A 22,832-nucleotide genomic window follows, 5' to 3' on the forward strand; every position below is an offset into this window, starting at 1 on the left:
CCTCCTCAGGAATACCTCTTGTTCTGGCGCGACAACAACAGGATGACCTTTTGCATGAGTATGAATGCAAACAGCAAAGCACCGATCAGAATTTTCGTCCACCAACTCGATAGCGAGCCATCGAAAGTGATGTAGGTCTGGATCAATCCCTGGATCAAAACGCCGACGAGTGTTCCTCCAACAAACCCGGCGCCTCCTGTCAGAAGCGTTCCTCCGATTACCACCGCGGCAATCGCGTCCAACTCGACACCGACGGTTGCGAGCGAATAACCTGCTGATGTGTATAGGGAATAAACGATTCCCGAAAGTCCGGCGAGAAAGCCCGACAGGCCGTAGATCAAAATCGTCGTGCGTCCGACCGGAACGCCCATCAGGGCCGAGGTTTGCGCACCACCGCCGAGCGCGTAGACATTGGTGCCGAAGCGTGTCCGTTGGGCAAGCAGGATGCCTATTGCAAAGACCAGAAGCATCAATCCGCCGATCATCGTAATCCGTCCACCGCCCGGCAGTTTGTAGTAGAAGCTCTTCATCGTGGCATAGAACGGGTGTTTGATCGGGATGGAATCGATCGACAGCACGAAGGCCATGCCGCGCGCCAGGAACATGCCAGCGAGCGTGACGATGAAGGCCGGCATCTCCAGATAGTGGATAATCGCGCCCATGATCGCGCCGAACAGCGTGGTGATCACAAGAACAAGGGCGAACGCCGCGAGCGGGTGGATGCTGGTGCTCTCCAGTATGACCGCAAGGAAGATGCCGGTGAAGGCGATGACCGAGCCGATCGACAGGTCGATGCCGCCGGACAGGATAACGAAGGTCATGCCGACGGCGGCGATGCCGAGAAAGGCGTTGTCGGTCAGGAGGTTGCCGATCACACGCGTCGACAGGATGTTCGGATACTGCGCGGCACAGGCCGCATAGGAAACGATGAAAATGATGATGGTTGCAATCAGCGGAAGGTATTTCTGGTTCATCGGATGGATTTTCGGCTGAGAAAGGTCACGCCAGTCTGCACACGCGGCGACTGGATGACCAGGATGATGACAATGATGGCGGCCTTGATGATCAGGTTGAACTCGGGCGGGAAACCGGAGAGAAGGATGCCGGTGTTCACAGCCTGGATGATCATCGCGCCTGCCAGGGAAGCAATGATGCTGAAACGGCCACCGAGCAGAGACGTGCCTCCCACGACGACCGCGAGGATTGCGTCCAACTCGAGCCAAAGCCCCGCATTGTTGGCGTCCGCGCCCTTGATGTCGGCGGTCACGATCAGTCCGGCGATCGCCGCGCAGAGGCCCGAAAGCATATAGGCCGCCATCAGCAAAAGTGGTGTCTGGATGCCCGACAGCGTGCTGGCGCGGCGGTTGATGCCAACAGCCTCGATCAACATGCCGAGCGCCGTTCGCCGCACCAGAAGCGTAACTGCGATACCGAATGCCAGCCATATGACGACGGGCATCGGCAGACCTGCGAAAGCGCCGCTGCCGATGAAGATGAGGCCCGGATCATTGAAGGTAAGGATTGCGCCCTCGGTCACCAGCTGTGCGATGCCGCGTCCGGCGACCATGAGCACAAGCGTGGCGATGATCGGCTGGATGTTGAGAACCGAGACGAGAAAGCCATTCCAGACGCCGCAAGCAAGGCCCGTGCCGATGGCGAGCAACAAGGTGACAATCAGCGGATCCCCCCGCACGCTGGAGGCGGCGGCGACTGCGCCGCAAATCGCCATGACGGCACCAACGGACAGGTCGATCCCCTTGGTGGCGATGACGACGGTCATGCCGACCGCCAGAAGGGCGACGGGAGCACCGCGGTTGAGAATGTCGATAACGCTGCCGTAGAGTCGGCCATTCTGGATTTCCATCGAAAAGAAACCCGGAAAGACGAGCCAGATCAGCAGAAGGATGATTGTCAGCGCGACAAGCTGGGGAAGCAATCGGTGGCCGAGACGTGCTGCACTTTCGATCATGGAGTTTCTCCCACGCCGGGCGCGGCGGCGATGGCATTGACGATGTGTTCCGTGGTGATCTCGCTGCCCGTCAGTTCCGCCACATGCGCGCGGTCCCTGAGCACGATGACCCGCGAACTGTAGGCCACAAGTTCCTCAAGTTCCGACGAAATGACGATCAGCGACATGCCTTGCGCGCAGAGTTCGCCGATGAGCCGGATGATTTCGGCGTGGGCGCCGACATCGATGCCGCGCGTCGGTTCGTCGAGAATGAGAAATTCCGGGTTGGTTGCCAGCCAGCGCGCCAGGATGGCTTTCTGCTGGTTGCCGCCGGACAGAAGCCTGATCGGCTTTTCGCGGTCGCTGGTGCGGATATCGAGCGCCTTGATGTAGCGATCTGCAAGGGCGCTCTGTTCAGCCGCGGACAGCGGACGCGCCCAGCCTCGCCGCGCCTGCAGCGCAAGGGCGATGTTTTCGCGCACCGACAGTTCGCCGATAATGCCGTCGAATTTGCGGTCCTCGGGGCAGAAACCGAAACGCGCGGCGATCGCAGCCCGTGGCGATGAAAGGTTGATAGGCTTGCCGCCAACTTCGGCCGTGCCACTATCGGCCTTGTGGACACCGAACAGCAATTCTGCGGTTTCAGTGCGCCCCGAGCCCAACAGGCCGGCGATACCGACGACCTCGCCTTTGCGTACTTCGAGATCGAAAGGCTTGATCGTGCCGGTCTTTCCATAGTTGGAAAAACGAAACTGCACCGATCCGCTCGATGTTTCGGCTGCCGCCACCGCCTTTTCGGCGGACTGAAGCTCATGGCCGAGCATCATGGTCACAAGCTCCCGGCGCGGCAGAGACGCGGTCTCGCGTGTGCCGACCAGCTGGCCGTTGCGCAACACGGTGATTCGGTCTGAGAGTTCGTAGACCTGTTCGAGGAAATGCGTAATGAAGACGATCCCGAGCCCCCTCGCCTTCAGGTCGCGGACGATGCGAAACAGCATCTCCACTTCCTGCGCATCGAGACTGGCGGTCGGCTCGTCGAGGATCAGCACCTTGCCGGAGAGATCGACGGCCCGTGCAATCGCCACCACCTGCTGGATCGCCACCGAATAGCTGTCAAGCGCTGCAGAGACGTTGATGTCGATGCCGTATTGCGCCAGCAGCGCATTGGCGCGCTTTTTCATCTCACCGGTCTGGACGAGGCCGAAGCGGCGCGGCTGACGGCCGAGAAAGAGATTTTCGGCTACGCTCAGATTTCCGAGCAGGTTCACCTCCTGGTAAACCGTGCCAATCCCCAGCTTCTGGGCGTCGAGCGTGTCATGCGGATCGATCTCAGTGCCATCGAGCGTCAACGTGCCGGCATCGCGGCGGTAAGCGCCTGTCATGCATTTGATCAGTGTGGATTTGCCTGCCCCGTTCTCGCCGAGAAGGGCGTGCACTTCACCGCGGGCGAGCGAGAAATTGACTTTGTCGAGCGCAATTGCGCCCGGAAAAGTTTTCATGATCCCGGAAGCGGTCAGAATATCGTTGGTATTGTTGTGCATGAAAACCAGCGTCCTAGAGAAACGTAGGTCACCCGTAACTTACGGATTGCCGCAAACTGTGCCACCGTCCCGCTTCATATCGGGCGGGTGCCAAGCGTCAGGCATCTGCGGCGATCAGCGGCTTTAAAGGCGACTCTACCGGAATCGCGTCCCGGCCAATGCTTCCTGTCCGCAGACAGGAAGCATCACCGTCTCGCGATGACCGGTCAATCAGTAGCCGAGGCCCTTCTTCTCCTCGTAAACCTTCTGCGGATCGTCTGCCTGGGTATAGAGCTTCGATTCCGTCTGGATCCACTTGGCTGGCTTGGTACCGTCCTTCAGGAAGGCATCGAGCGCATCGAGCGCCGGACCGGCCATGTTCGGTGTCAGTTCGACCGTCGCATTCGCTTCGCCAGCCGCCATGGCCTGGAAGATGTCCGGAACGGCGTCGATCGACACAACGAGGATGTCCTTGCCCGGCTTCAGTCCGGCTTCCTTGATCGCCTGGATCGCACCGACGGCCATGTCGTCATTGTGAGCGTAAAGCGCGCAGATGTTCTTGCCGCCGTCTTCCGCTTTCAGGAAGCTTTCCATGACTTCCTTGCCCTTGGTGCGGGTGAAGTCACCGGTCTGGCTGCGGACGATCTTCAGATTGTCGTGGCCCTTCAACGCTTCCTCGAAACCCTTCTTGCGATCGATTGCCGGGGATGAACCGGTGGTGCCCTGAAGCTCGACGACATTGCACGGTTTGCCACCAGCGGTGTCGACCAGCCACTTGCCAGCGACATTACCTTCATGCACGAGATCAGACGTGACCGCCGTCAGGTAAAGGTCATCCGACGAATCGACCGTGCGGTCGAGCAGGATCACCGGAATTTCCGCATCCTTGGCTTCCGTCAACACTTCGTCCCAGCCGGTGGCCACAACCGGGGCGATCAGGATGGCATTGACGCCCTGCGCGATAAAGGAGCGCAGCGCCTTGATCTGATTCTCCTGCTTCTGCTGTGCGTCGGCGAATTTCAGGTCGATGCCGCGCTTTTCAGCCTGCTGCTTGGTCAGTGTGGTTTCAGCGGCACGCCAGCCGGATTCCGACCCGATCTGCGAAAAACCGATCGTCAGATCGGCGGCAGAGGCCGAACCGAACATGCAGGCAGCCAGAATCGTGGCACAGCTAAGTGCAGTCTTGATTTTCATGATGTCCTCCCAAAGAAAGCTGCTCCTCAGCAGCGAGGGTAAAAAATCATACTATATGATTTATGTAAACAGGACTTCGGGCAGTTTCGCAAATTTTCCCAAGCCGGAATCAAAAGAGGGCAGCCTTGCGGCCACCCTCCCTGATTGCACATGGAATGATGTCGGAAATTACTGCGGCAGCTTGTCGTCCACGCCTTCGACGTAGAAATTCATGCCGAGCAGCGTGCCGTCATCAGACGATTCGCCGGCCTTCAGCCATTCCGAACCGTCCTGCTTCTTCAACGGGCCAGTGAACGGCTTCAGCTCACCGGACCTGATCTTGGCTTCGGTCGCCTCAGCCATCGCCTTCACGTCTTCCGGCATGTTGGTGTAGGGCGCCATCGTCAGGATGCCGTCCTTCAGGCCGTCCCAGCTCGAGGTGGTTTCCCACTTGCCGTCGATGAAGGCCTGCGTGCGCTTGATGTAATAGGCGCCCCAGGTATCGACGATCGCCGTCAGCTGCGTTTGCGGACCTGCCTTGATCATGTCGGAGGCCTGGCCGAAGGCCTTGATGCCGCGCTCGGCGGCAACCTGCATCGGAGCCGTGGTGTCGGTATGCTGGGTGAGCACATCGACGCCCTGGTCGATCAGCGCCTTGGCGGCGTCTGCTTCCTTGCCGGGGTCGAACCAGGTGTTTGCCCAGACGACCTTGATCTTGAAGTCCGGGTTGATGGTGCGAGCGCCCGTGACGAAGGAGTTGATACCCATCACCACTTCCGGAATTGGGAAGGAAGCGATGTAACCCGCGACGCCCTTCTGCGAGATCTTGGCCGCAATCTGGCCCTGGATATAACGGCCTTCATAGAAGCGGCTGTTATAGGTCGCAAGGTTGGGAGCCGTCTTGTAGCCCGTCGCATGCTCGAACTTCACGTCCGGGAATTTCCCGGCGATCTTGACCGTCGCATCCATGAAGCCGAAGGACGTGGTGAAGATCAGGCCGCAGCCGGAGCGGGCCAGACGCTCGATGGCGCGTTCCGCGTCCGGGCCTTCCGGAACATTCTCGAGGAACTGCGTCTCGACCTTGTCGCCTAGCGCTTTTTCGAGTTCCTGACGGCCAAGGTCATGGGCCTGCGTCCAGCCGCCATCGGTCTTGGAACCGACATAGACGAAGCAGACCTTGGCCTTTTCCTGTGCGCTTGCCGCGGCGGAAAAACCGAGAACGGCCGCCGTGGTTGCGAGTGCGAAGAGAATTTTTTTCATTGTGACCCCTGTAGGTTTAGGTTTGCGTTGTTGTTCTTGTTTACCGGTCCGGCACAAACGGTTTACCGAGTGATGCCGGCGTGTTGATCAGCGTCGTGCGCCGATTGTGCGAGATGAGAATTAGGACGAAAATCGTCGCCAGATAGGGAAGAGCAGAAAGAAACTGCGAGGGAATCCCGATACCGAACGCCTGGGCGTGCAACTGGCTGATCGAAACCGCACCAAACAGATAGCCGCCGGCAACCACCCGCCACGGCCGCCACGAGGCAAAAACAACCAGTGCCAGCGCGATCCAGCCGCGCCCCGCCGACATGTTTTCCACCCATTGCGGCGTGTAGACCAAGGACAGCTGGGCTCCCGCCAGGCCTGCACAGGCGCCACCGAACATGACGGCGAGATAGCGCATGCGGATGACGTCGATGCCCAGCGCATGGGCCGACGCGTGGCTGTCGCCGACGGAACGCAGCTTCAGCCCGGCGCGGCTCCTGAACAGGAACCAGTGGACGCCGGCGACGACGGCGATCGAGAGGTAGAAGATCAGGTCCTGCCTGAACAGCAGACGGCCGAGGAACGGGATGTCCGACAGGACCGGAAAGACGATCTGGGGGAGTTTGATACCGGACTGGCCGACATAGGCTTCGCCGATCATGCCGGATACGCCGAGACCGAGGATGGTCAACGCCAGACCTGTCGCAACCTGATTGGCCACAAGCGTTAAAGTCAGGAAACCGAACAACATCGAGAACAAGGCGCCGGACGCGATGCCGGCGAGAATGCCGACATAGGGGGATCCCGTCATCTGCGTTGCCATGAAGGCGCAAGCCGCGCCCATGATCATCATGCCCTCGACGCCCAGATTGAGCACGCCGGACCGTTCCGTAACGAGTTCGCCGACCGCCGCCAGGACCAACGGCGTCGCTGCGGTGATGACCGTCAGGAGGATGGCTTCGAAAATACCCATCAATGGGCTCCTTCCGTGGCCGTTCCCGTCAGGTTCGACAAGACGAGCCTGATCTTGTAGCGGATCAGCGTGTCGCAGGAGAGCACGAAGAACAACAGAAGGCCCTGGAAGACACGGGTCACCTTGTCGGAGACGCCGAGCGACAATTGCGCCGCCTCGCCGCCGAGATAGGTCAGCGCCAGCACAAGGCCGGCGACGACGATGCCGAGCGGGTTAAGCCGTCCGAGGAAGGCGACGATGATGGCGGTGAAGCCGTAGCCTGGCGAAATGACCGGCCGTAACTGCTGGATCGCGCCACTGACCTCCGAGATGCCGGCAAGGCCGGCGAGCGCGCCGGAGAGAAGCATCGAAAACCAGATCATCTTGCGCGACGAGAACCCGGCAAAGCGCCCTGCCCGCTCGGACTGGCCGAGCACGGTGATTTCAAACCCCTTCAGCGTGTAGCGCATCATGAACCAGATGACGACTGCCGCGAGGATGGCAAAGCCGAAGCCCCAATGGGTTCGTCCGGAGGCGACTATCTCGGGCAAGACGGCAACCGGGTCAAAAGTCCGCGTCTCCGGGAAATTCAAACCGCCCGGATTGCGCCAGTACCCGCGTACCAGCCAGTCCAGAAACAGCTGCGCGACATAAACGAGCATCAGGCTGGTCAGGATTTCGTTGGTGTTGAGATGCGCCTTGAGAAGTGCCGGAATCCCGGCAAACAGCGCGCCGCCCAGCATGCCGAGCAGAAGCATCAGCGGCAGCACCAGCGGCGAATGCCATTCATAGAAGACCACCGGCAGGATCGAGCCGGCGATGGCGCCCGCAATGAACTGACCCTCTGCACCGATGTTCCAGTTGTTCGACCGGTAGCAGACCGATAGCCCGACGCCGATCAGGATCAACGGTGCCGCCTTGATGGCCAGTTCATGCAGCGACCAGACCTCCATCAGCGGCTCGATGAAGAAACTGTAGAGGGCAGTCACCGGGTTCTTGCCGAGCAGCATGAACATGATACCGCCGAAGATCATCGTCAGTGCCAGCGCGATGACCGGCGACAGGATCGAGAACAGCTTGGAGACCTCGGGGCGTCTTTCCAGTTCAATGCGCATGCGCTGTCTCCGCAGTCTCGGTCTCGCTATACATGCCGCCCATCAGCAGGCCGATCTTTTCACGCGAGAGCTCGGCCGCTGGATAGATATCCGAAAGCCTGCCTTCGCTGATCACGGCGATCTCGGTCGCAACTTCGAAAATCTCGTCCAGATCCTGGCTGATGACGAGTACGGCCGAGCCGGATTTGGCCAGATCGACGAGCGCCTGGCGGATGCGGCTCGCAGCGCCCGCATCGACGCCCCAGGTCGGTTGGTTGACGACCAGCACCGTCGGCTGGCGATCGAGTTCGCGGCCGACAATGAATTTCTGCAGATTGCCGCCGGATAGCGAGCCGGCAGGCGGATTCTCGCCGCTCTTGCGCACGTCCATGGCTTGCGAGATACGTTTGGTCGCCCTCTTGACCGCATCCTGGCGAATAAGGCCAAGCACGCCGCCGCCCAGAAAAGCCCTGCGGTCGGACTGGTTGCGGGCGAGCACGAGATTGTCGGATAAGGACAGGGCTGACACCGCCGCATGGCCATGGCGCTCTTCCGGCACGAAACCGGCGCCCATCAGCCGGCGGGCATTTATGCCGCGCGTCCCGACAGGTCTGTCGGCGATGCGCACGACATCGTCGCTGCCAGCCGGATATTCACCCGACAGCGCATCGAACAATTCACCCTGCCCGTTGCCCGCGACGCCGGCAATGGCCAGCACTTCGCCGGCATGCACCTTGAAGCAGATGTTTTTCAGCGAAACCGCAAACGGCGTCCTCGCGGACGCGGAAAGATGGCGGGCTTCCAGCTTTACCGCGCCCTTCGCGCTCGTTCCCTCCGCACTCACATGCGCAACATCACTGCCGACCATCATGCGCGCCAGCGAAGACGGCGTTTCCCTGCGCGGGTCGCAGGCGCCGGTGACCTTGCCGTGCCGCAAGACCGTTGCACGGTCACAGATGCGTTGAACCTCCTCCAGCCGATGGCTGATATAGAGGACTGATCGACCCTCGGCCTTGAGTTTGTTCAGCGTTTCAAACAGTCGATCCGCCTCCTGCGGCGTCAACACGGAGGTCGGTTCGTCGAGGATGATCAGCTTCGGATTCTGCAGCAACGCGCGAACGATCTCAATGCGCTGACGCTCGCCGACCGAGAGGTCTGCGACATGCGCATTCGGATCGAGCGGCAGGCCATAGCTGTGCGACAGCGCGGAGGCCTCCTGCGCAATACGGTTCAGCGAGATGCCCGGCGCCATCGACAGTGCGATATTCTCCGCCACCGTCAACGCCTCGAACAGCGAAAAATGCTGGAACACCATGCCGATGCCGAGCCTGCGCGCGGCACTTGGGCTGGTTATCCGGACCGGCTGTCCCTGCCAGACGATCTCGCCGCTGGTCGGCGCCAGAACACCGAACAGCATTTTGACGAGCGTCGATTTTCCCGCGCCGTTCTCACCGAGAAGGGCGTGAATTTCACCCGGTTTGATATCGAGATCGATGCCGTTGCAGGCAGCGAATGCGCCGAACAGTTTCGTCAGTTGGCCAACAGCCAGCAACGGACTGTTGGCGGGTTGTCGCTCAGCCGACACGCCATCCCTCATTTTCTTTATCTTGCTGCCTTGTCTGCCTTTTTTCGGCTTTTCTCAAGGAATCAGCAATGTTGTTCCACTCGTTTTTCTTGCTTCGAGATCTACATGCGCCTGGCTTGCATCGGCAAGCGCATAGGTCTGGTTGATATTGATACGCACTTTGTTGCTTTGCACAACATCAAACAGGGAGTTTGCACATACCTCCAGAGCGGGCCGCGTCGCGACGTAGCTGAACAGCGTCGGCCGCGTTGCAAACAATGATCCCTTTTGCGCGAGGATGCCGATATTGACCCCTTCGACCGGCCCGGAGGAATTGCCGAAGCTGACCCAGAGGCCGCGCGGCTTGATGCAGTCGAGCGACGCGGGGAAAGTGTCGCGACCGACGGAATCATAGACGACATCGACGCCCCTGCCGTTGGTGATCTCCTTGACCCGGGTGACGAAATTATCCGTGCGGTAGTTGATGACGTGGTCATAGCCATGGGCGAGCGCGAGATCGATCTTCTCCTGCGAACCGGCCGTGCCGATCACGGTCGCGCCGAGCGCTTTCGCCCATTGCCCGGCGATCAGGCCGACGCCGCCTGCGGCAGCATGGAACAACAGGGTCGTTTCCGGACCGACCTTGAAGGTCTGGTTGAGCAGATACTGTGCCGTCATTCCCTTCAGCATCATCGCCGCGGCCGTTTCCAGCGTGATATCGTCAGGCACTTTCACGAGCTGGGAAACCTCGACGTTGCGCTCGCTGCTATAGGCACCATCAGAGGAGGCATAGGCGACGCGGTCGCCGACCGCGAACGTGCTCACGCCATCGCCCACCGCCGTGACGATGCCTGCGCCCTCCTTGCCCGGGATGAAGGGAAGGCCTTCGGCGGATTTATAGAGGCCGGTGCGGAAGTAGACATCGATAAAGTTCACGCCGATGGCGACCTGGCGAATCTGGACTTCACCCGGGCCGGGCGGCGTCAGCGTGATCCCCTCGATTTTCAGAACGTCCGGGCCGCCAAGCGTGCGCACCATAATGGCCTGTGCCATGAAACCTCCTCAACCCCGCCCGAGACGGGGAAATATCTGCAGGATAAAGCCGATGACGTAGAGATATAGGCCGGCGCCGACCACGCCGCCGACGACCCATCCGGGTGTGTCGAAATGCAGCAGCAGCGCGTAGATGCCGAGCACGGACCAGATGGCAAAGACGGCAACATTGAGCGATCGCAACCGCTGGACGCGTACCGGATGAAGGAAATTGATCGGCATGAAGGTCAGGAAGACCGAGACGAAGACCACGACCGAAGCAGCGATCTCGCTGGCGTCGATGACGAACAGCGTGAACACCACCATGTTCCAGACGACGGGAAAGCCGGAGAAGAAATATTCGTCGGTCTTCATGCCCATGTCGGCGTAATAGATGGCGCTCGACATGACAATGGCGCCGGCGGCGACGAAGGACCAGGGCTCGCCGATCATGCCGCTCTGATAGAGCGCGAAGGCTGGCAGGAGCACATAGGTGACGTAGTCGATCACGTTGTCGAGCGTATCGCCGGACCAGTTCGGCAGCACTTCCTTGACCCGCACCTTGCGGGCGATCGGCCCATCGATGCCATCGACGGCCAGCGCAAGGCCGAGCCACCAGAACATATCGACGAACCGGTGCTCCGCCGCGGCAACAACGCCGAGAAAGGCCAGGAACGAGCCCGATGCGGTGAGGATATGGACGGAAAAGGCACGGATTTCGGCGTAGGGCACGCGCTTGTAATTGAAAAACTTCATCGGCAGCCGCACCCGTCCTTACTCTGCACTTCCCCCGAAGCGCAATGAACCGGCCAGTGCCGACAGCTCACGCTCCTCTGCCCGCCTTGTCGTGCGGCGTTGGCGGTAATATGCACCGTTTCAGTTTGGCTGCCAGCAAAAATCACTTACCCTTGAAAAAGCATGGGATTCAGCTGTGGACGCATCCCCGATCGCCTGCGCCACTTGACCCCATTTCCATCGGGAGCGGTGGCGGGTAAGATTGGGACAATATCGGCAAGCATTAGCAGGAAGCGGACGCCATGGAGCATTTTGAAATTGCGATCGTCGGTGCAGGGCTTGCCGGATCGCTCGCCGCCCTCGCCCTAGCCGATTCGGGACGAAGCGTCGTGCTGATTGCCCCGGCGTCTGGACGCGCCGACGGACGTACGACGGCGCTGATGGATCACTCCCTCGATCTTGTCCGGCGACTGGGCCTCTGGGATACGATCGAACCCTTGGCGGCACCGCTCGCCACCATGCGCATTGTCGACGGCACCAATCGGTTGCTGCGGGCACCGACAGTGACCTTTCACGCCGCCGAGGTGGGCCTCGACGCGTTTGGCTACAATATTCCCAATGCGCCCTTCCTCTCGCTGCTGGAAAAGGAGGCCGAAACCCGCCCGTCGCTCACGCGCATCGTCGCCAGCCTGGCACAGATTGAATTCGACGCCAAACGGGCGATCCTGACCCTTGACGATGGTCGTGCTGTCACCGCCGATCTCGTCGTCGGTGCCGACGGACGAAAATCCAGGGTACGCGAGGCGGCCGGTATCAACGTCCGCAACTGGTCCTATCCGCAAAGCGCCGTCGTGCTCAACTTCGCCCACCAACTGCCGCACCAGAACATCTCGACCGAGTTCCACACGCCGGACGGTCCGTTCACGCAAGTACCGCTACCCGGTCCGCGCTCGAGCCTCGTCTGGGTGCAAAAACCGGACGACGCCGCCGCAACGCTGGCGCTTTCACCCGAGGAACAGTCGCTCGCTGTTGAACGGCGGATGCAGTCTATCCTGGGAAAAGTGACTGTCGAAGGCACAGCGCAATCCTTTCCGCTCTCCGGCATGGCCGCCAAGACTTTCGGCAAGGATCGCGCCATTCTGATCGGCGAGGCGGCACATGCCTTCCCGCCGATCGGCGCGCAAGGGCTCAACCTCAGCCTTCGCGATATCGTGGCGGCGGCGTCCCTGCTTTCCGGCCTCCCAACCATTCCAGACGATTTTGGCGCGCGTTATGACCGCCGACGGCGAGCCGATGTACTGACCCGTACCGTCAGTGTCGATCTGCTCAACCGGTCCCTGCTGTCCGATTTCCTGCCGGTGCAGATGCTGCGCGCGGCTGGACTGCAGGCCCTTGCCAGCGTTCCGCTGCTGCGCAATCTGATGATGCACGAGGGGCTGAACCCCGGCAGCGCATTGCAAACGCTGCGCAGTTCACTACGGGAAAAGATCGGTTGGCAGCGCGCCTGAACCGATCTGGCTTAGCCGATTTGCATCAGCACCGGAAAGGTCTCCTGGAACCAGATCGCCATGGAACTGATGAAGCCGAACACGAAAGCAAGGCCCGCAAGGATCAGGAAAACGCCCATCAGCTTTTCCACCAGGCCAAGATGGCGGCGGAAGCGCGACAGGAACCTCATGAAGGCGCCGGAGAAACCCGCGGCGATCCAGAAGGGGATCGCTAAGCCCAGCGAATAAACCGCCAACAGGATCGCGCCATCGCCGACGGTGTCGCGTGCGGCTGCGACCCCGAGGATCGTACCAAGCACCGGCCCGATGCAGGGTGTCCAGCCGAAGGCGAAGGCAAGCCCCATGATATAGGCGCCGGACAGCGTCGCCGGCTTGCCGCCACCCTGGAAGCGGGCCTCCCTGCCGAGCAGGCCGATGCGCAAGATACCGAGGAAATGCAGGCCCATGACGATGATGATGATGCCGCCGATGCGCGACAGGATGTCGATATGCTGGCGCAGCACGAGGCCGATGGTCGACGCCCCTGCCCCGAGCGCCACGAAAACAGTGGCAAAGCCGAGCGTGAAGAAAAAGGCCGCGCTGAACACAGCGCGCCGCGTGCCGGCCAGGGCGGCCTCCCTTTCGCGGCCGCGGAACTGATCGACCGAAATGCCCGCCATGTAACAAAGATAAGGCGGCACCAAGGGTAGTACGCAGGGCGAGAGAAAGGACAGCGCCCCTGCCAAAATGGCGGTCCAGATGGAAATATCAGCGATCGACACCCGTTAAGAACTCCAGCCTGCAACACGCTCGTGCCGTCTTAACGCCGATGCCATCACCAAACCAATCACCTTTTGGCGATCTCCTTGCAAATCATCGAATTTACACTTGTCGTCTGTTTTTTTGGGTTGACCAAAACAAGCCCGCTGTGCATATGTCCGCCCACTTCCGCCGGGCACGAGACGCCCGGTCTTGAGGGAGCGCGTAGCTCAGCCGGTAGAGCAACTGACTTTTAATCAGTAGGTCCAGGGTTCGAATCCCTGCGCGCTCACCAAAAAAACCAAACAATATCAATTTGGTAACGATAGAAATTCCGGCAAAACATTACCGAGAATTACCTAGATTTACGGCACATGGCGGCCTTTTACGGCACATGAATGACACATGGCGCCTCATTGATCGCGCCGTTTTTAGGCATGACGCCTTCGAAGGCTGCGTGTCCGTCAGTCTTAATTGCGCGTGAAACCGCGGCGCTACCAAAGATGGCACTGCGTAGTTCAGCGAGATCCCGCCGGTGCTGTTGACAGGATATTGTGCCTTTACCAGAACAAATAAAGAACAAACTTCGAAGTCTGTTGTGGATGACTCGGTGCAAAGGGGCGTAAATAGGTCTCCCCTATGAGAAAAAAGGGGGCGCCCGATTTGGGCAGCCCCGGTGTGTGCGTGGTGGCTTCTCTCGCAGGATCGCAAAAACCCTGCAATTAGCCGAGCATTCCGTCGTCAGCGTAGCTTAGCCCTTGGTAGATACCGTAGGACAAATAGTGCTCAAGAGGGTTCATTCCTGCCGCAGCCACGTCTGGGTGAAGCTGGAGATATCCAGCGGTGTCGAATGTCTTTGAGGGATCACGCCCCTCGCGCCAGCCGTGTGAAATATAGTGCATGAGTGGGTTAATTCCGGCAGCCGCCACGTCGCCATATGCGGCCAAATATCCGGACGTATCGAAGAAGGCGTTTGGGTCACGCCCCTCACGCCATCCGAATTGATCGAAATGCTGCTCGGGGTCGATACGGCTCATCGCCACATCCGCATTATTCCTGAAATAGAACATGTCGTCGACGAGCGCTATCCCGCTATCGATCTTGTGGCCCTCGTAAACACCGTGCGAAAGATAATGACTGAGTGGGTTAATCCCGGCTTCCGTCACATCTGGATTTAATCGCAGATAATCGGAGGTGTCGAATAGACGCGATGGGTCTCGCCCCTCTTTCCAGCCGAACTGTGCATAATGCTCAAGCGGATTAACCCCCGCGGCAGCAACATCAGCATATGTTTCCAGGTATTCTGATGTATCAAAAAAGCTATTGGGATCACGCCCCTCGCGCCACCCATATTGAGAGTAATGTTGCTCCGCCTCCCCGAGGGCGTTAAAGACATCGTGATTTCGACTGTAATAGTACATGTCATCAACGAGAGAATTACTATCGTGCTGAAATACGGTGCGGTCGGAGAACTGCAGTTGTTCGATTGAGACGAGGCGGTCCCGCGAGCCGCTGTGTTCAATCAGCATCGCACGGTCGAAATATGTGAATGTCGCATACGTCAAACTGAAGTCGAAAAAGGCTGTATCAGATCCCGCCTGACCATCCAGTATGTCGGACCCGTCCGCTCCCATGATCCAGTCGTTGCCGCTCCCCCCGATCAGCGTATTGTCCTTGGCGTTGCCAATGATGGTGTCGCTACCAGATCCACCGATCGCGTTCTCCACAAGCGACCGCGTGTCGTTGTCGTGGAGAAGCGCATTGGCAATATTGCCGGCGGCCACCTTCGAGCCGTCATAGTGGAGTTTCGCCAGTTGCGAAGCGGACGTGGTCGTCCATTCGCCCGGCCGAAGATCGACCTTCACCGCGGTCGCGTAGTTAGAAAAATTATATGTATCGCTGCCACCGCCGTCCCAAACCGTAAGAAAGATTCGGTTGCCTCCCGGCGCTCCTTGGGGCGCCCCATTGATGAACATTTCGCCGGTTGTGGGGCTCCACGAATAGACCGTGTTGCCGCTGTGAGTGGTATAATCGGCGCCGTACATGTGCTGTAGGGCGGCGATGTCATACATCATCAGCGATTGAGCATAGCTCCAGCTCTCGTTCGTGTATCCGCCTCCCAGCGAGGACCCGACGTAGGATCGGTAACTCATCACGGTATATTCCATGGAGTCGCGGCCCGCCGGCATGACGTTGCCCTCATGAGCATGGTCAAGCCCGAGAGCGTGGCCAAGCTCGTGCAGGAATGTCGCGAAGGCATAGTTGCCCTTAGCGGGGGCGGTATAATATCCGGACGATCTGCTGAACCATGCATCCCCTCCTTCGGCAGCAGTAGACGGCATATAGGCCCACGCGGTGCTCGGCGCATCAGACAGCGCGAGCCGCAGATCCGCATGGTTGGCGGACGTTTCGGTTATCTCAGAGAAGGTCACATTTGCGACAGAAGAGATCTGATCGAACGCGGCCCGGGCAGCCACTTTCTGGACGGTAGTCAGGGTCCCGAAGCCAGTTGTAGGTTCGCCGGTTCCATAACCTGAGCCATAGAACGATGCGCTGGCCGGAAAACTGAAGGTGAAATCCCTTACCGCCCATTTCGAGTCCCCGAGGACTCCATCGATGTAGGCATTGCCGGTCAATGCGTAAGTGGCAGTTGCGGGCATACTTCTCTCTTCGGTAGCAGTGGTTCAGCGTCGTGGTTCGTTGCAGTCTGGCTCAATGAGGAAAACCATTGAATCGCCTGCGTGGCTATTGCGGAATATGCATTCTCCGTCCGTCATGATCTATTCGACCTGCTGGATGGGTTGAGGCCCCCATGTGGACTAGGCCATACGGGGAGGCATCTTAACCCTGCTCTTGAACAGTTAAATTTGTGCCAAAGTCCAACGTTCCTGCGGGAGGAAATACGGGAGTACGCCGGAGCTGGTGTTAATGGGCGCGCGCGCTCACGAAAAACTACAAAAAACAATTAGATACAAAAACGCAAGCGAAACGGTTGGCGTGTTTAGATTTTTGCGCAAATTTGGTGTTCGCGGTGCCTAAAACATGGCATCTTCCCTCCTATGTCGCCCAGCAAAAGCTCCCACTGAAGTCCCTGACCCGTACTTCAGCCGCGCCCGCCCGGCTGATTCGAGCAATCCTCGCAGGATCTCAGCCGTCATCAACATCCGCGAATCAGCGGTGACAACATTGGCCTCGCGCGGCGTACTAGATGCTGCAAAGGTCGCGGCGGCTGCCGTGCCGCAGTTTCAGCGGGCTTTCGCCGTACTGGCTCTTGAAGGCGCGGGAGAAGGACGACAGACTGTCGAAGCCGCAGCGAAGGGCGATGTCGCGGACACTCAATTCCGTATCACTGACCAGGCGATGTGCCGCCTGCAGGCGAAGCCGCAGATAATAGGTGCCGGGACCGATGCCGAGCGCCTTGACGAAACGCTTTTCGAGCTTGCGGCGGGATTGGCCGGCCCGCAGGGCGAGTGCCGCGATCGACAGCGGCCGGTCGAGCGTGCGCTCCATCAGCCGGATGGCGCGGGCAAGGTCCGGATCGAGCGCTTCCATGCGGCCAAGCGAGACCAGCGGCTGCGCATCCGATGCCGCATGCGTTTCGTCATAGACGAAGATGCTCGCCACATCGAGCGCAACGGCCGACCCGAATCGCTGCCTTATCATGTGCAGCATCATGTCGAAGGTCGGCGACGCCCCACCCGAGGTCCAGAATTTGCCGTCCGTGACGAAACGGTCGGCCTTGACCGACACGTCGGGAAAAGCCAGTGCGAAATCCTCCAGTTCCTCCCAATGCGCCGTTGCCGAGCGTCCATTGACGAGACCGGAGCGCGCCAGCAGCCAGCAGCCTGATTCGATACCGGCGACGACGGAAAAATGCCGTGCGCAGGCTTGAAGGCCGGTGATGAACGCCTTGCCCGCATGGCGCTCGAGATTAAAGCCGCCGATCACCAACAGAAGGTCTCCCACCGCCCCCGCCGAAAACATACCGTCGACGGCGATCGGGACACCGCAGGTCAGAAGAACCGGCTCACCATCAGGAGAGAGAATTTTCCAGCGGAAGAGCGCTTTGCCGGCCACGCGATTTGCAGCGCGCATCGGATCGAGCACCGAGGCGAGCGACATGATCGATGATTCGGGCAGGATCACGATGACGACGGCGACGCCGTGTTCGGAAAGAACTTTTTGCAGCATGGTCAAAATGTCAAATCTTCTGCGCTGTATGTCAAATAAAACATCGGCATTCGGGCATGATGAGGCGGTAAGAGACCTCCCATTCGCAGCGCCTGTCAGCCTGCGGATGTCCAGAAATTCCCCTATCCGACCTTTACCGGACGGGCCGAACGGCAGACATGCCTTCGGTCCGTTTTTTTATCACGACTTGGGCTGCCGGTTCCAGTCTTTGCCGTGCGCCGTCTTCAGTTCCGCAGGCGGCACCGATTTCGATTTATAGGCACTTTCAAGCTTTCCAACGGCATAGAGCACCGTCAGCCCGGCTGTGAGCGCAAAGGCGCGATCGCCAGCGGCCAAATCCGAGCGCAAGGCCGATCGCCCCAGCCAGCCACAGGCCAGCGCCGGTCGTCAGCCCCCCACTTCTTCTTGGGACAGAATGATCGATCCGAGGAAGCGATTCCCGGCTGTCACAGCCTCAACACCCGCAACGGATCGATGCGCACCGGCGCATCGATAAGCCGAGGATCAGACGGCCTGTTTGGCTCTTGCCAGTCCGTGCTCGATCAGCCGGTCAACGAGTTCAGGGTAAGACGTTCCCGTCGCCGCCATCGCTTTCGGATACATGCTGATATCGGTGAAGCCCGGCATCGTGTTGATTTCATTGACCACCGCGGTCATATCCGGCCGCACGAAAAAATCGACGCGGGCAAGCCCCTCGCAGCCCAGCGCGATAAACGCTCGTCTCGCCATGTCCTGAAGATGTTGCGCCGTCGGTTCAGGCAGCAAAGCCGGGATGTTGATGGTTGCTCCCTTTTCGTCGAGATACTTTGCTTCATAGGTATAGAAGCCGTGCCCCTCGCCCGTCACGATCTCGCCGGGGACGGAGACCACGATCGTTCCGTCGGGCTTCTCAAGAACCGCGCATTCAATCTCGCGAGCCTGGACGAACTCCTCCACGAGGACCTTCGTGTCAAACCTGAAGGCTTCGGCGAGTGCAGCATGAAATTCGGCGGCAGACCGTGCTTTGCCGACACCAACCGACGAGCCTTGTCGCGCGGGCTTGACGAAAATCGGCGATCCCAGCACCTTCGTAACCTCTTCGAACACGGCGTTCTCGCCAGTTCTAACGGTGATCGAACGGGCGACCGGCAGTCCCGCCTCCCGCAAAAGGCGTTTAGCCATGTCCTTGTCGATCGCTGTAGCCGATCCGAGGATACCGCAGCCGACCAGGGGAACACCCGCAATCTGGGCGAGCCCCTGCACAGACCCATCCTCGCCGTGCAACCCGTGCAAAACGGGAAACAGGATGTCTATCGCGGCCAATTCTCCGGAACCGGCAGGCCTGTCGAAGGCGAGCAGACGACCGCGGCCGCCAGGAAGCAGGCAAACCTTTGTCCCGGCATATTCTACGGGGTCCGGCAGGACACCATCAACCAGTTCGATCAACAACCATTGCCCGGCTCGATCAATAAGGATTGGCATGATCTCATATTTGGCGGCGTCGATTGCTTTGACCACATTGCGAGCGGAAAGAATGGAGACATCGTGCTCGGCGGATTGTCCGCCAAAGAGAACAGCAACTCGCAATTTCAGGGCCATGGCGTTTCCTTTTGTAAGATGGCATCGACAGGCGGATGCCAAGCTGTAACCGCCCAATTGCAACCAAATTGAGATGTCTTCTGCAGTTTGTGCCGGCCGATCGCTTTTCTCGCCACAGTTCAGCCAAGCCACGGAATATGGTGGGCTGCGAGTTGGAAAGGGATGTTTGATCAAGAAACCCGCTACTCGGGATCATCGACGATTAAACAGCGCACCGGCCTCCCGGCCTCATGGAACGCCACCGTCGAAACGCGCGATGAGATCGGACACAAGGTCGAGCTTCCGACACTTTCGCGACATGAAAAATTGCCTTTGGCCAGAAAGATGTCGGACCAAGTCCTATCATATCGTATTTATTGAATTTTTGGCGACCCCTGCAGGGCTCGAACCTGCGACAACCTGCTTAGAAGGCAGGTGCTCTATCCAGCTGAGCTAAGGGGCCGCTTGAAGGAGGCCGTGACCTCCGGAAACTGGCAGCCTGATGTCAATGGGTCCAGGGCTGCGTGCGGCTGAACCGGAAATTATCGCTGTAGGAAACGTTCTTGCGCGTCGCTTCCTTCGGCGCGATGACCCGGTAGTCGATGCCGTTGCGTTCAGCATAGGCAATCGCCTGCTCGGCGGTGTCGAAGGTCAGCTTGACCTGCTGGCGGGTGTCGGACGAACTCGTATAGCCCATGATCGGATCGATCGTGCGCGGTTTTTCCTGATCGAACTCAAGAACCCACAAATGCGTCTTGGCTTTGCCCGACTGCATGGCGGTTTTTGCGGGTCGATAGATTTTCGCGAACATGTCTTGAGCGGTCTCCACCTTGGTTCCGTCACGCCGGTCACTGCCGCCGGCTGCTGCGCACTGCAATAGCGCAGAATGGATTAAAACGGAATGACTTTCCGGCGATAAATCCGCCGATTTTACGGCCTTAGTGGTTTCGCGGCGCAAAGCTGTTCAAACCGCGGCGGACGATGTCAACAAACGCTTTTTCCCCGGTGAAACAAAGATTTTAAGGAACGTCAACACTGCGGAACCGAAATATTCGTCGATGTGTCTGCACTTCAGGGCGAAGGCTCGCTTCGCGAAGGGCAACAAGTGAGTTATGACGTCGGTCAGGATCGCAAGACTGGCAAATCGAAAGCTGAAAACGTCCGCACGATTTGACTGAGTGAGCTGTGATGCTCGATTTTGCATTTCACACCGCACTTCGGTGTCGACGTGCAGAAAACATCCGGCTCGACGAGAGCCATGAAAACAGTCAGGCAATCTCCAGCCGTGACGAAGCGCCATCAAGTGCCCCCGGTGTTACCGATCTCCACGCAGTCTCGGGTTCTTCGTGGGAAGCATTGAGGCGACGGGCTACGACATCGTGGTTGAGCCACCGCACCGGACCGCAAGGCGAAGAGGATTCACCGAAAATCAACTGCCCGGTCGCCTCCACTACAAGCGCGCTCAGGAGGTCGCTGATCATCACCTTAGTGTCACGGTGCATCCGTGTGATTTCGTTGGACGTGCCGATCGTCAGGTCGGCCTGTGCCTGGCTGTTGGGCATCGGCCATGCGGAGAAGTCATAGAACGGGATCATTACTTCGCTTGCCTGCAGGTCACTGATTTTGCGGATGACGTCATCCACTGTGAAACCGTCCGCCAGAAGCTCCTCGCATGCTCGCCATTGTTCGGCTGCCCATCGGCCGCCGTTCTCTTTCTTCAGCGCAAGCAGAAGAGGTATAAGAGGCAGCTCAATGCCCGTGAACACGTCGGAAGAGTTGGTCCGGATTTCGGGGCAGTTGTAGACGGTCGCCTTCACGCCCACCGCCCATGCATCCTCGGCGATGCCCTCGAGCCGCATCTTGGCGTAGCCCTGAGTGTAGTTCGTGTAGGTCTGCCAACGATATTCGTTGTCGATCAGGATTCCCGTGCCGTGGTAACCGTACGCCGTATATCTAACCTGGCCGCCCGACGCTTCGACGCGCTCGCGGATCGCCGCGCTGAAGTCGATGAGATGGCGGAAGGTGTTCGCCGAGACCTCGTCGAAATTCTGAAGGATCAGCTTGCCCATGTCGCTGTCAAGCAGGGCCTGTGACGACAAATGGCGGGACCCAGTTCCCTTGTAGATTCTGTTGGCAACGACCAGGAAAACTTTTGCCTTCGGGATACCCCCGGCCATCGTATGGGCGAAGAAGACATTGCGGCCGTCGGCGATCATGCCGTCTAGGATGGCCATGACCTGCGACAGCGCGTTCGTGAACCGTGCTATAGCGACGGCCTTACATCTTTCGATGTATTCCCAGTCGAGCTTGTCATGCTCCCAGCTCTCGAGCGTCATTCCGGCCAGGAGGTCGGTAGGGGTGGAACCCTTCGCGGGGGCGTCGAGATCAAAGCCAGCCATAAGAGGAACGTTGATGATCGTCCCGCCCAGCCGTGCTTCGGCAGCCGAAAGCTCATCGTCGGTAAGGGGCCGCAACGCATTGTTCTCGTCACGCCGTCCGACCGTGATACCCACGATGTGCATTCCGGTTTTCCGGGCTTGGTCGAGAAGGCCAGTCGCGTAGCCGCGTCCGAACAATTCGCCGAACAGAACGAAGACATCGCCTTTCCGAAATACTGTGTTTTCGGCAACGGTCTCTAACGCGATCGGGTTTTTCATACGTTCAGTTCTTCGAATCAGGGGTCGTCGGGCAATAGCGCCGACAGTCGTTGATGACTACTTGAACACATTCGCTCCGATTGGGAAGTCATTTAAAGTGACCGATTATATCGAAACGTGAAGCGCCGTAAGGACTTGTCGGCTCCAGTCGGGAGAACGCTTTGACTTTGCCAGCCGCTCAGGAGAACGGGGATTGGTAACTCCCCTGCGGAACACAGGTTTGTCGGAGGCGCGATCCTTCCGAAAGACTGATGGTAAAGGGAAGGCGCGTGGCCGCTTCAGAGGACGGCAAGACTGGTTCTGGCCTTTGCGGTCATTCGAGCATGTCCTCAAATGTGCGTTGAACTTTAGCGAGCTGATATTTGCTCCAATTTGACCAACGGCCGACGCCGATGACTTCTCTGCGGTGTAATCTCTGGTGGACCATCTCACCAACAGATAGGCGATTTAAAACGGCGGCAAAATCTGCATACCTCCCCATCGGGCGGTGCTTCGAACTCACTCTTACGGGGCTGATGACGAGGAAGAGGGCAGCTTGCTTGCGATGTTGCAAGCGTCGGAGTTCGATGGTGTCGCGTCTCATCGCATGCTGGGTTCCGCTAAAGCTGCGACGTGCGGTGCCGAGTTAATAACGGGTTTCAGCGACTTTTTAGAATTGCCGTGATTAGCATGCCCTGCGAGTTAGGATGCCGTGGGTAGCCGAACGTTCCGCCGTGACCTATAGTTTCCTTCGGCAATGGAGGTTGTCCCAAGGAGGATTTCATCATGAGCGATACCACTGTAGGGTTTCTAGTGGCGGCTGAGCTCGCTTGCCTATTCTGGGCCGCAGTGTTCATGGTGGGTTTTTAAACCTCGTGCATGCATCACTGCTCAACTCAGGTGCACGCCCCCTTTAGGCGCTTTTTCGTCGGCAGA

At 59.0% G+C, this 22,832-nt stretch carries 19 protein-coding genes, 2 tRNA genes and 1 pseudogene; 3 read left to right on the plus strand and 19 right to left on the minus strand.

Annotation, left to right across the window (positions count from 1 at the left end; translation table 11 throughout):
• Positions 1-5: 5 nt before the first annotated feature.
• From yjfF to pcsA, 10 genes are all read right to left on the minus strand, one after another.
• Entirely contained in the window at positions 6-974 is a 969-nt protein-coding gene (gene yjfF / locus ACSQ2W_RS17570) for a galactofuranose ABC transporter, permease protein YjfF (RefSeq protein ID WP_436087409.1), read from the minus strand.
• Positions 971-1,969 carry an ABC transporter permease gene (locus ACSQ2W_RS17575; RefSeq protein ID WP_436087410.1) on the minus strand — a complete coding sequence of 333 codons (999 nt, stop codon included), beginning with the start codon at positions 1,967-1,969 and terminating at the stop codon, positions 971-973. The genes yjfF and ACSQ2W_RS17575 overlap by 4 nt, the downstream gene beginning before the upstream one ends.
• The gene (gene ytfR, locus ACSQ2W_RS17580; RefSeq protein WP_436087411.1) at positions 1,966-3,489 is read right to left on the minus strand and encodes a galactofuranose ABC transporter, ATP-binding protein YtfR; all 1,524 of its coding nucleotides are present in this window, start codon (positions 3,487-3,489) and stop codon (positions 1,966-1,968) included. Before ytfR ends, ACSQ2W_RS17575 begins: the two co-directional genes overlap by 4 nt.
• A gap of 210 nt (positions 3,490-3,699) precedes the next feature.
• Positions 3,700-4,662: a galactofuranose ABC transporter, galactofuranose-binding protein YtfQ gene (gene ytfQ / locus ACSQ2W_RS17585; protein ID WP_436087412.1), complete on the minus strand. Its 963-nt coding sequence runs from the start codon at positions 4,660-4,662 to the stop codon at positions 3,700-3,702.
• A 168-nt stretch (positions 4,663-4,830) separates the two neighbouring features.
• Positions 4,831-5,901, minus strand: a complete 1,071-nt coding sequence (locus tag ACSQ2W_RS17590) for a BMP family ABC transporter substrate-binding protein (RefSeq protein ID WP_436087413.1) — start codon at positions 5,899-5,901, stop codon at positions 4,831-4,833.
• Positions 5,902-5,941: 40 nt separating this feature from the next.
• Entirely contained in the window at positions 5,942-6,862 is a 921-nt protein-coding gene (locus ACSQ2W_RS17595) for an ABC transporter permease (protein WP_436087414.1), read from the minus strand.
• On the minus strand, positions 6,862-7,956 hold the full coding sequence (locus tag ACSQ2W_RS17600; protein ID WP_436087415.1) for an ABC transporter permease: 1,095 nt from the start codon (positions 7,954-7,956) through the stop codon (positions 6,862-6,864). The genes ACSQ2W_RS17595 and ACSQ2W_RS17600 overlap by 1 nt, the downstream gene beginning before the upstream one ends.
• Complete coding sequence (locus ACSQ2W_RS17605; RefSeq protein ID WP_436087416.1) at positions 7,946-9,532, minus strand: ABC transporter ATP-binding protein; 1,587 nt, start codon at positions 9,530-9,532, stop codon at positions 7,946-7,948. The genes ACSQ2W_RS17600 and ACSQ2W_RS17605 overlap by 11 nt, the downstream gene beginning before the upstream one ends.
• A 42-nt stretch (positions 9,533-9,574) precedes the next feature.
• Complete coding sequence (locus ACSQ2W_RS17610; RefSeq protein ID WP_436087417.1) at positions 9,575-10,552, minus strand: quinone oxidoreductase family protein; 978 nt, start codon at positions 10,550-10,552, stop codon at positions 9,575-9,577.
• A gap of 9 nt (positions 10,553-10,561) precedes the next feature.
• Positions 10,562-11,287, minus strand: coding sequence for a phosphatidylcholine synthase (gene pcsA / locus ACSQ2W_RS17615; protein ID WP_436087418.1), 726 nt, complete (start codon positions 11,285-11,287; stop codon positions 10,562-10,564).
• 281 nt (positions 11,288-11,568) lie between these two features.
• Between pcsA and ACSQ2W_RS17620 the strand changes: the two genes are divergently transcribed.
• Positions 11,569-12,774, plus strand: a complete 1,206-nt coding sequence (locus ACSQ2W_RS17620; RefSeq protein ID WP_436087419.1) for a UbiH/UbiF family hydroxylase — start codon at positions 11,569-11,571, stop codon at positions 12,772-12,774.
• 11 nt (positions 12,775-12,785) lie between these two features.
• Here ACSQ2W_RS17620 and ACSQ2W_RS17625 read toward each other — a convergent pair whose 3' ends face one another.
• Positions 12,786-13,535, minus strand: coding sequence for a cytochrome c biogenesis CcdA family protein (locus ACSQ2W_RS17625; RefSeq protein WP_436081471.1), 750 nt, complete (start codon positions 13,533-13,535; stop codon positions 12,786-12,788).
• A 196-nt stretch (positions 13,536-13,731) separates the two neighbouring features.
• Between ACSQ2W_RS17625 and ACSQ2W_RS17630 the strand changes: the two genes are divergently transcribed.
• Positions 13,732-13,807, plus strand: a tRNA-Lys gene (locus tag ACSQ2W_RS17630).
• 427 nt (positions 13,808-14,234) lie between these two features.
• Here ACSQ2W_RS17630 and ACSQ2W_RS17635 read toward each other — a convergent pair.
• The 6 genes from ACSQ2W_RS17635 to ACSQ2W_RS17660 all read right to left on the minus strand — a co-directional run bounded on the left by ACSQ2W_RS17635 (position 14,235) and on the right by ACSQ2W_RS17660 (position 20,071).
• Positions 14,235-16,172: a M10 family metallopeptidase gene (locus ACSQ2W_RS17635; RefSeq protein WP_436087420.1), complete on the minus strand. Its 1,938-nt coding sequence runs from the start codon at positions 16,170-16,172 to the stop codon at positions 14,235-14,237.
• Positions 16,173-16,716: 544 nt separating this feature from the next.
• Positions 16,717-17,703, minus strand: a complete 987-nt coding sequence (locus tag ACSQ2W_RS17640) for a GlxA family transcriptional regulator (RefSeq protein ID WP_436087421.1) — start codon at positions 17,701-17,703, stop codon at positions 16,717-16,719.
• A 180-nt stretch (positions 17,704-17,883) separates the two neighbouring features.
• On the minus strand, positions 17,884-18,051 hold the full coding sequence (locus ACSQ2W_RS17645; RefSeq protein ID WP_436087422.1) for a hypothetical protein: 168 nt from the start codon (positions 18,049-18,051) through the stop codon (positions 17,884-17,886).
• 156 nt (positions 18,052-18,207) lie between these two features.
• The gene (locus ACSQ2W_RS17650; RefSeq protein ID WP_436087823.1) at positions 18,208-19,281 is read right to left on the minus strand and encodes a D-alanine--D-alanine ligase family protein; all 1,074 of its coding nucleotides are present in this window, start codon (positions 19,279-19,281) and stop codon (positions 18,208-18,210) included.
• A gap of 365 nt (positions 19,282-19,646) precedes the next feature.
• Positions 19,647-19,723 (minus strand) — tRNA-Arg (locus ACSQ2W_RS17655).
• 42 nt (positions 19,724-19,765) lie between these two features.
• The gene (locus ACSQ2W_RS17660) at positions 19,766-20,071 is read right to left on the minus strand and encodes an ETC complex I subunit (RefSeq protein WP_436087824.1); all 306 of its coding nucleotides are present in this window, start codon (positions 20,069-20,071) and stop codon (positions 19,766-19,768) included.
• A 225-nt stretch (positions 20,072-20,296) separates the two neighbouring features.
• On the opposite strand from ACSQ2W_RS17660, the pseudogene ACSQ2W_RS17665 reads away from it, so the two are divergent.
• Positions 20,297-20,434, plus strand: a pseudogene (locus ACSQ2W_RS17665) (cold-shock protein); the annotation flags it as partial.
• 94 nt (positions 20,435-20,528) lie between these two features.
• On the opposite strand, the gene ACSQ2W_RS17670 reads toward ACSQ2W_RS17665, so the two are convergent.
• Together ACSQ2W_RS17670 and ACSQ2W_RS17675 are read right to left on the minus strand one after the other, a co-directional pair.
• Positions 20,529-21,917, minus strand: a complete 1,389-nt coding sequence (locus ACSQ2W_RS17670) for an enoyl ACP reductase FabMG family protein (RefSeq protein ID WP_436087423.1) — start codon at positions 21,915-21,917, stop codon at positions 20,529-20,531.
• A gap of 313 nt (positions 21,918-22,230) precedes the next feature.
• A complete protein-coding gene (locus tag ACSQ2W_RS17675) occupies positions 22,231-22,500 on the minus strand; it encodes a hypothetical protein (protein ID WP_436087424.1) in 270 nt (89 codons plus the stop codon).
• Positions 22,501-22,832 lie beyond the last annotated feature (332 nt).

Origin of the sequence: Pararhizobium sp. LjRoot255 (genome assembly GCF_964252905.1) — a bacterium.
In the GTDB taxonomy this organism is placed as follows: domain Bacteria; phylum Pseudomonadota; class Alphaproteobacteria; order Rhizobiales; family Rhizobiaceae; genus Pararhizobium.

Bases quoted from the DNA above. Each gene is read 5' to 3' on its own strand.
- ACSQ2W_RS17605 (WP_436087416.1), bottom strand. From the start codon at position 9,532: ATGAGGGATGGCGTGTCGGCTGAGCGACAACCCGCCAACAGTCCGTTG.
- ACSQ2W_RS17610 (WP_436087417.1), bottom strand. From the start codon at position 10,552: ATGGCACAGGCCATTATGGTGCGCACGCTTGGCGGCCCGGACGTTCTG.
- ACSQ2W_RS17635 (WP_436087420.1), bottom strand. From the start codon at position 16,172: ATGCCCGCAACTGCCACTTACGCATTGACCGGCAATGCCTACATCGAT.
- ACSQ2W_RS17670 (WP_436087423.1), bottom strand. From the start codon at position 21,917: ATGAAAAACCCGATCGCGTTAGAGACCGTTGCCGAAAACACAGTATTT.
- ytfQ (WP_436087412.1), bottom strand. From the start codon at position 4,662: ATGAAAATCAAGACTGCACTTAGCTGTGCCACGATTCTGGCTGCCTGC.
- pcsA (WP_436087418.1), bottom strand. From the start codon at position 11,287: ATGAAGTTTTTCAATTACAAGCGCGTGCCCTACGCCGAAATCCGTGCC.
- ACSQ2W_RS17620 (WP_436087419.1), top strand. From the start codon at position 11,569: ATGGAGCATTTTGAAATTGCGATCGTCGGTGCAGGGCTTGCCGGATCG.
- ytfR (WP_436087411.1), bottom strand. From the start codon at position 3,489: ATGCACAACAATACCAACGATATTCTGACCGCTTCCGGGATCATGAAA.
- ACSQ2W_RS17600 (WP_436087415.1), bottom strand. From the start codon at position 7,956: ATGCGCATTGAACTGGAAAGACGCCCCGAGGTCTCCAAGCTGTTCTCG.
- ACSQ2W_RS17660 (WP_436087824.1), bottom strand. From the start codon at position 20,071: ATGTTCGCGAAAATCTATCGACCCGCAAAAACCGCCATGCAGTCGGGC.
- ACSQ2W_RS17640 (WP_436087421.1), bottom strand. From the start codon at position 17,703: ATGCTGCAAAAAGTTCTTTCCGAACACGGCGTCGCCGTCGTCATCGTG.
- ACSQ2W_RS17575 (WP_436087410.1), bottom strand. From the start codon at position 1,969: ATGATCGAAAGTGCAGCACGTCTCGGCCACCGATTGCTTCCCCAGCTT.
- yjfF (WP_436087409.1), bottom strand. From the start codon at position 974: ATGAACCAGAAATACCTTCCGCTGATTGCAACCATCATCATTTTCATC.
- ACSQ2W_RS17595 (WP_436087414.1), bottom strand. From the start codon at position 6,862: ATGGGTATTTTCGAAGCCATCCTCCTGACGGTCATCACCGCAGCGACG.
- ACSQ2W_RS17650 (WP_436087823.1), bottom strand. From the start codon at position 19,281: ATGGCCCTGAAATTGCGAGTTGCTGTTCTCTTTGGCGGACAATCCGCC.
- ACSQ2W_RS17675 (WP_436087424.1), bottom strand. From the start codon at position 22,500: ATGAGACGCGACACCATCGAACTCCGACGCTTGCAACATCGCAAGCAA.
- ACSQ2W_RS17590 (WP_436087413.1), bottom strand. From the start codon at position 5,901: ATGAAAAAAATTCTCTTCGCACTCGCAACCACGGCGGCCGTTCTCGGT.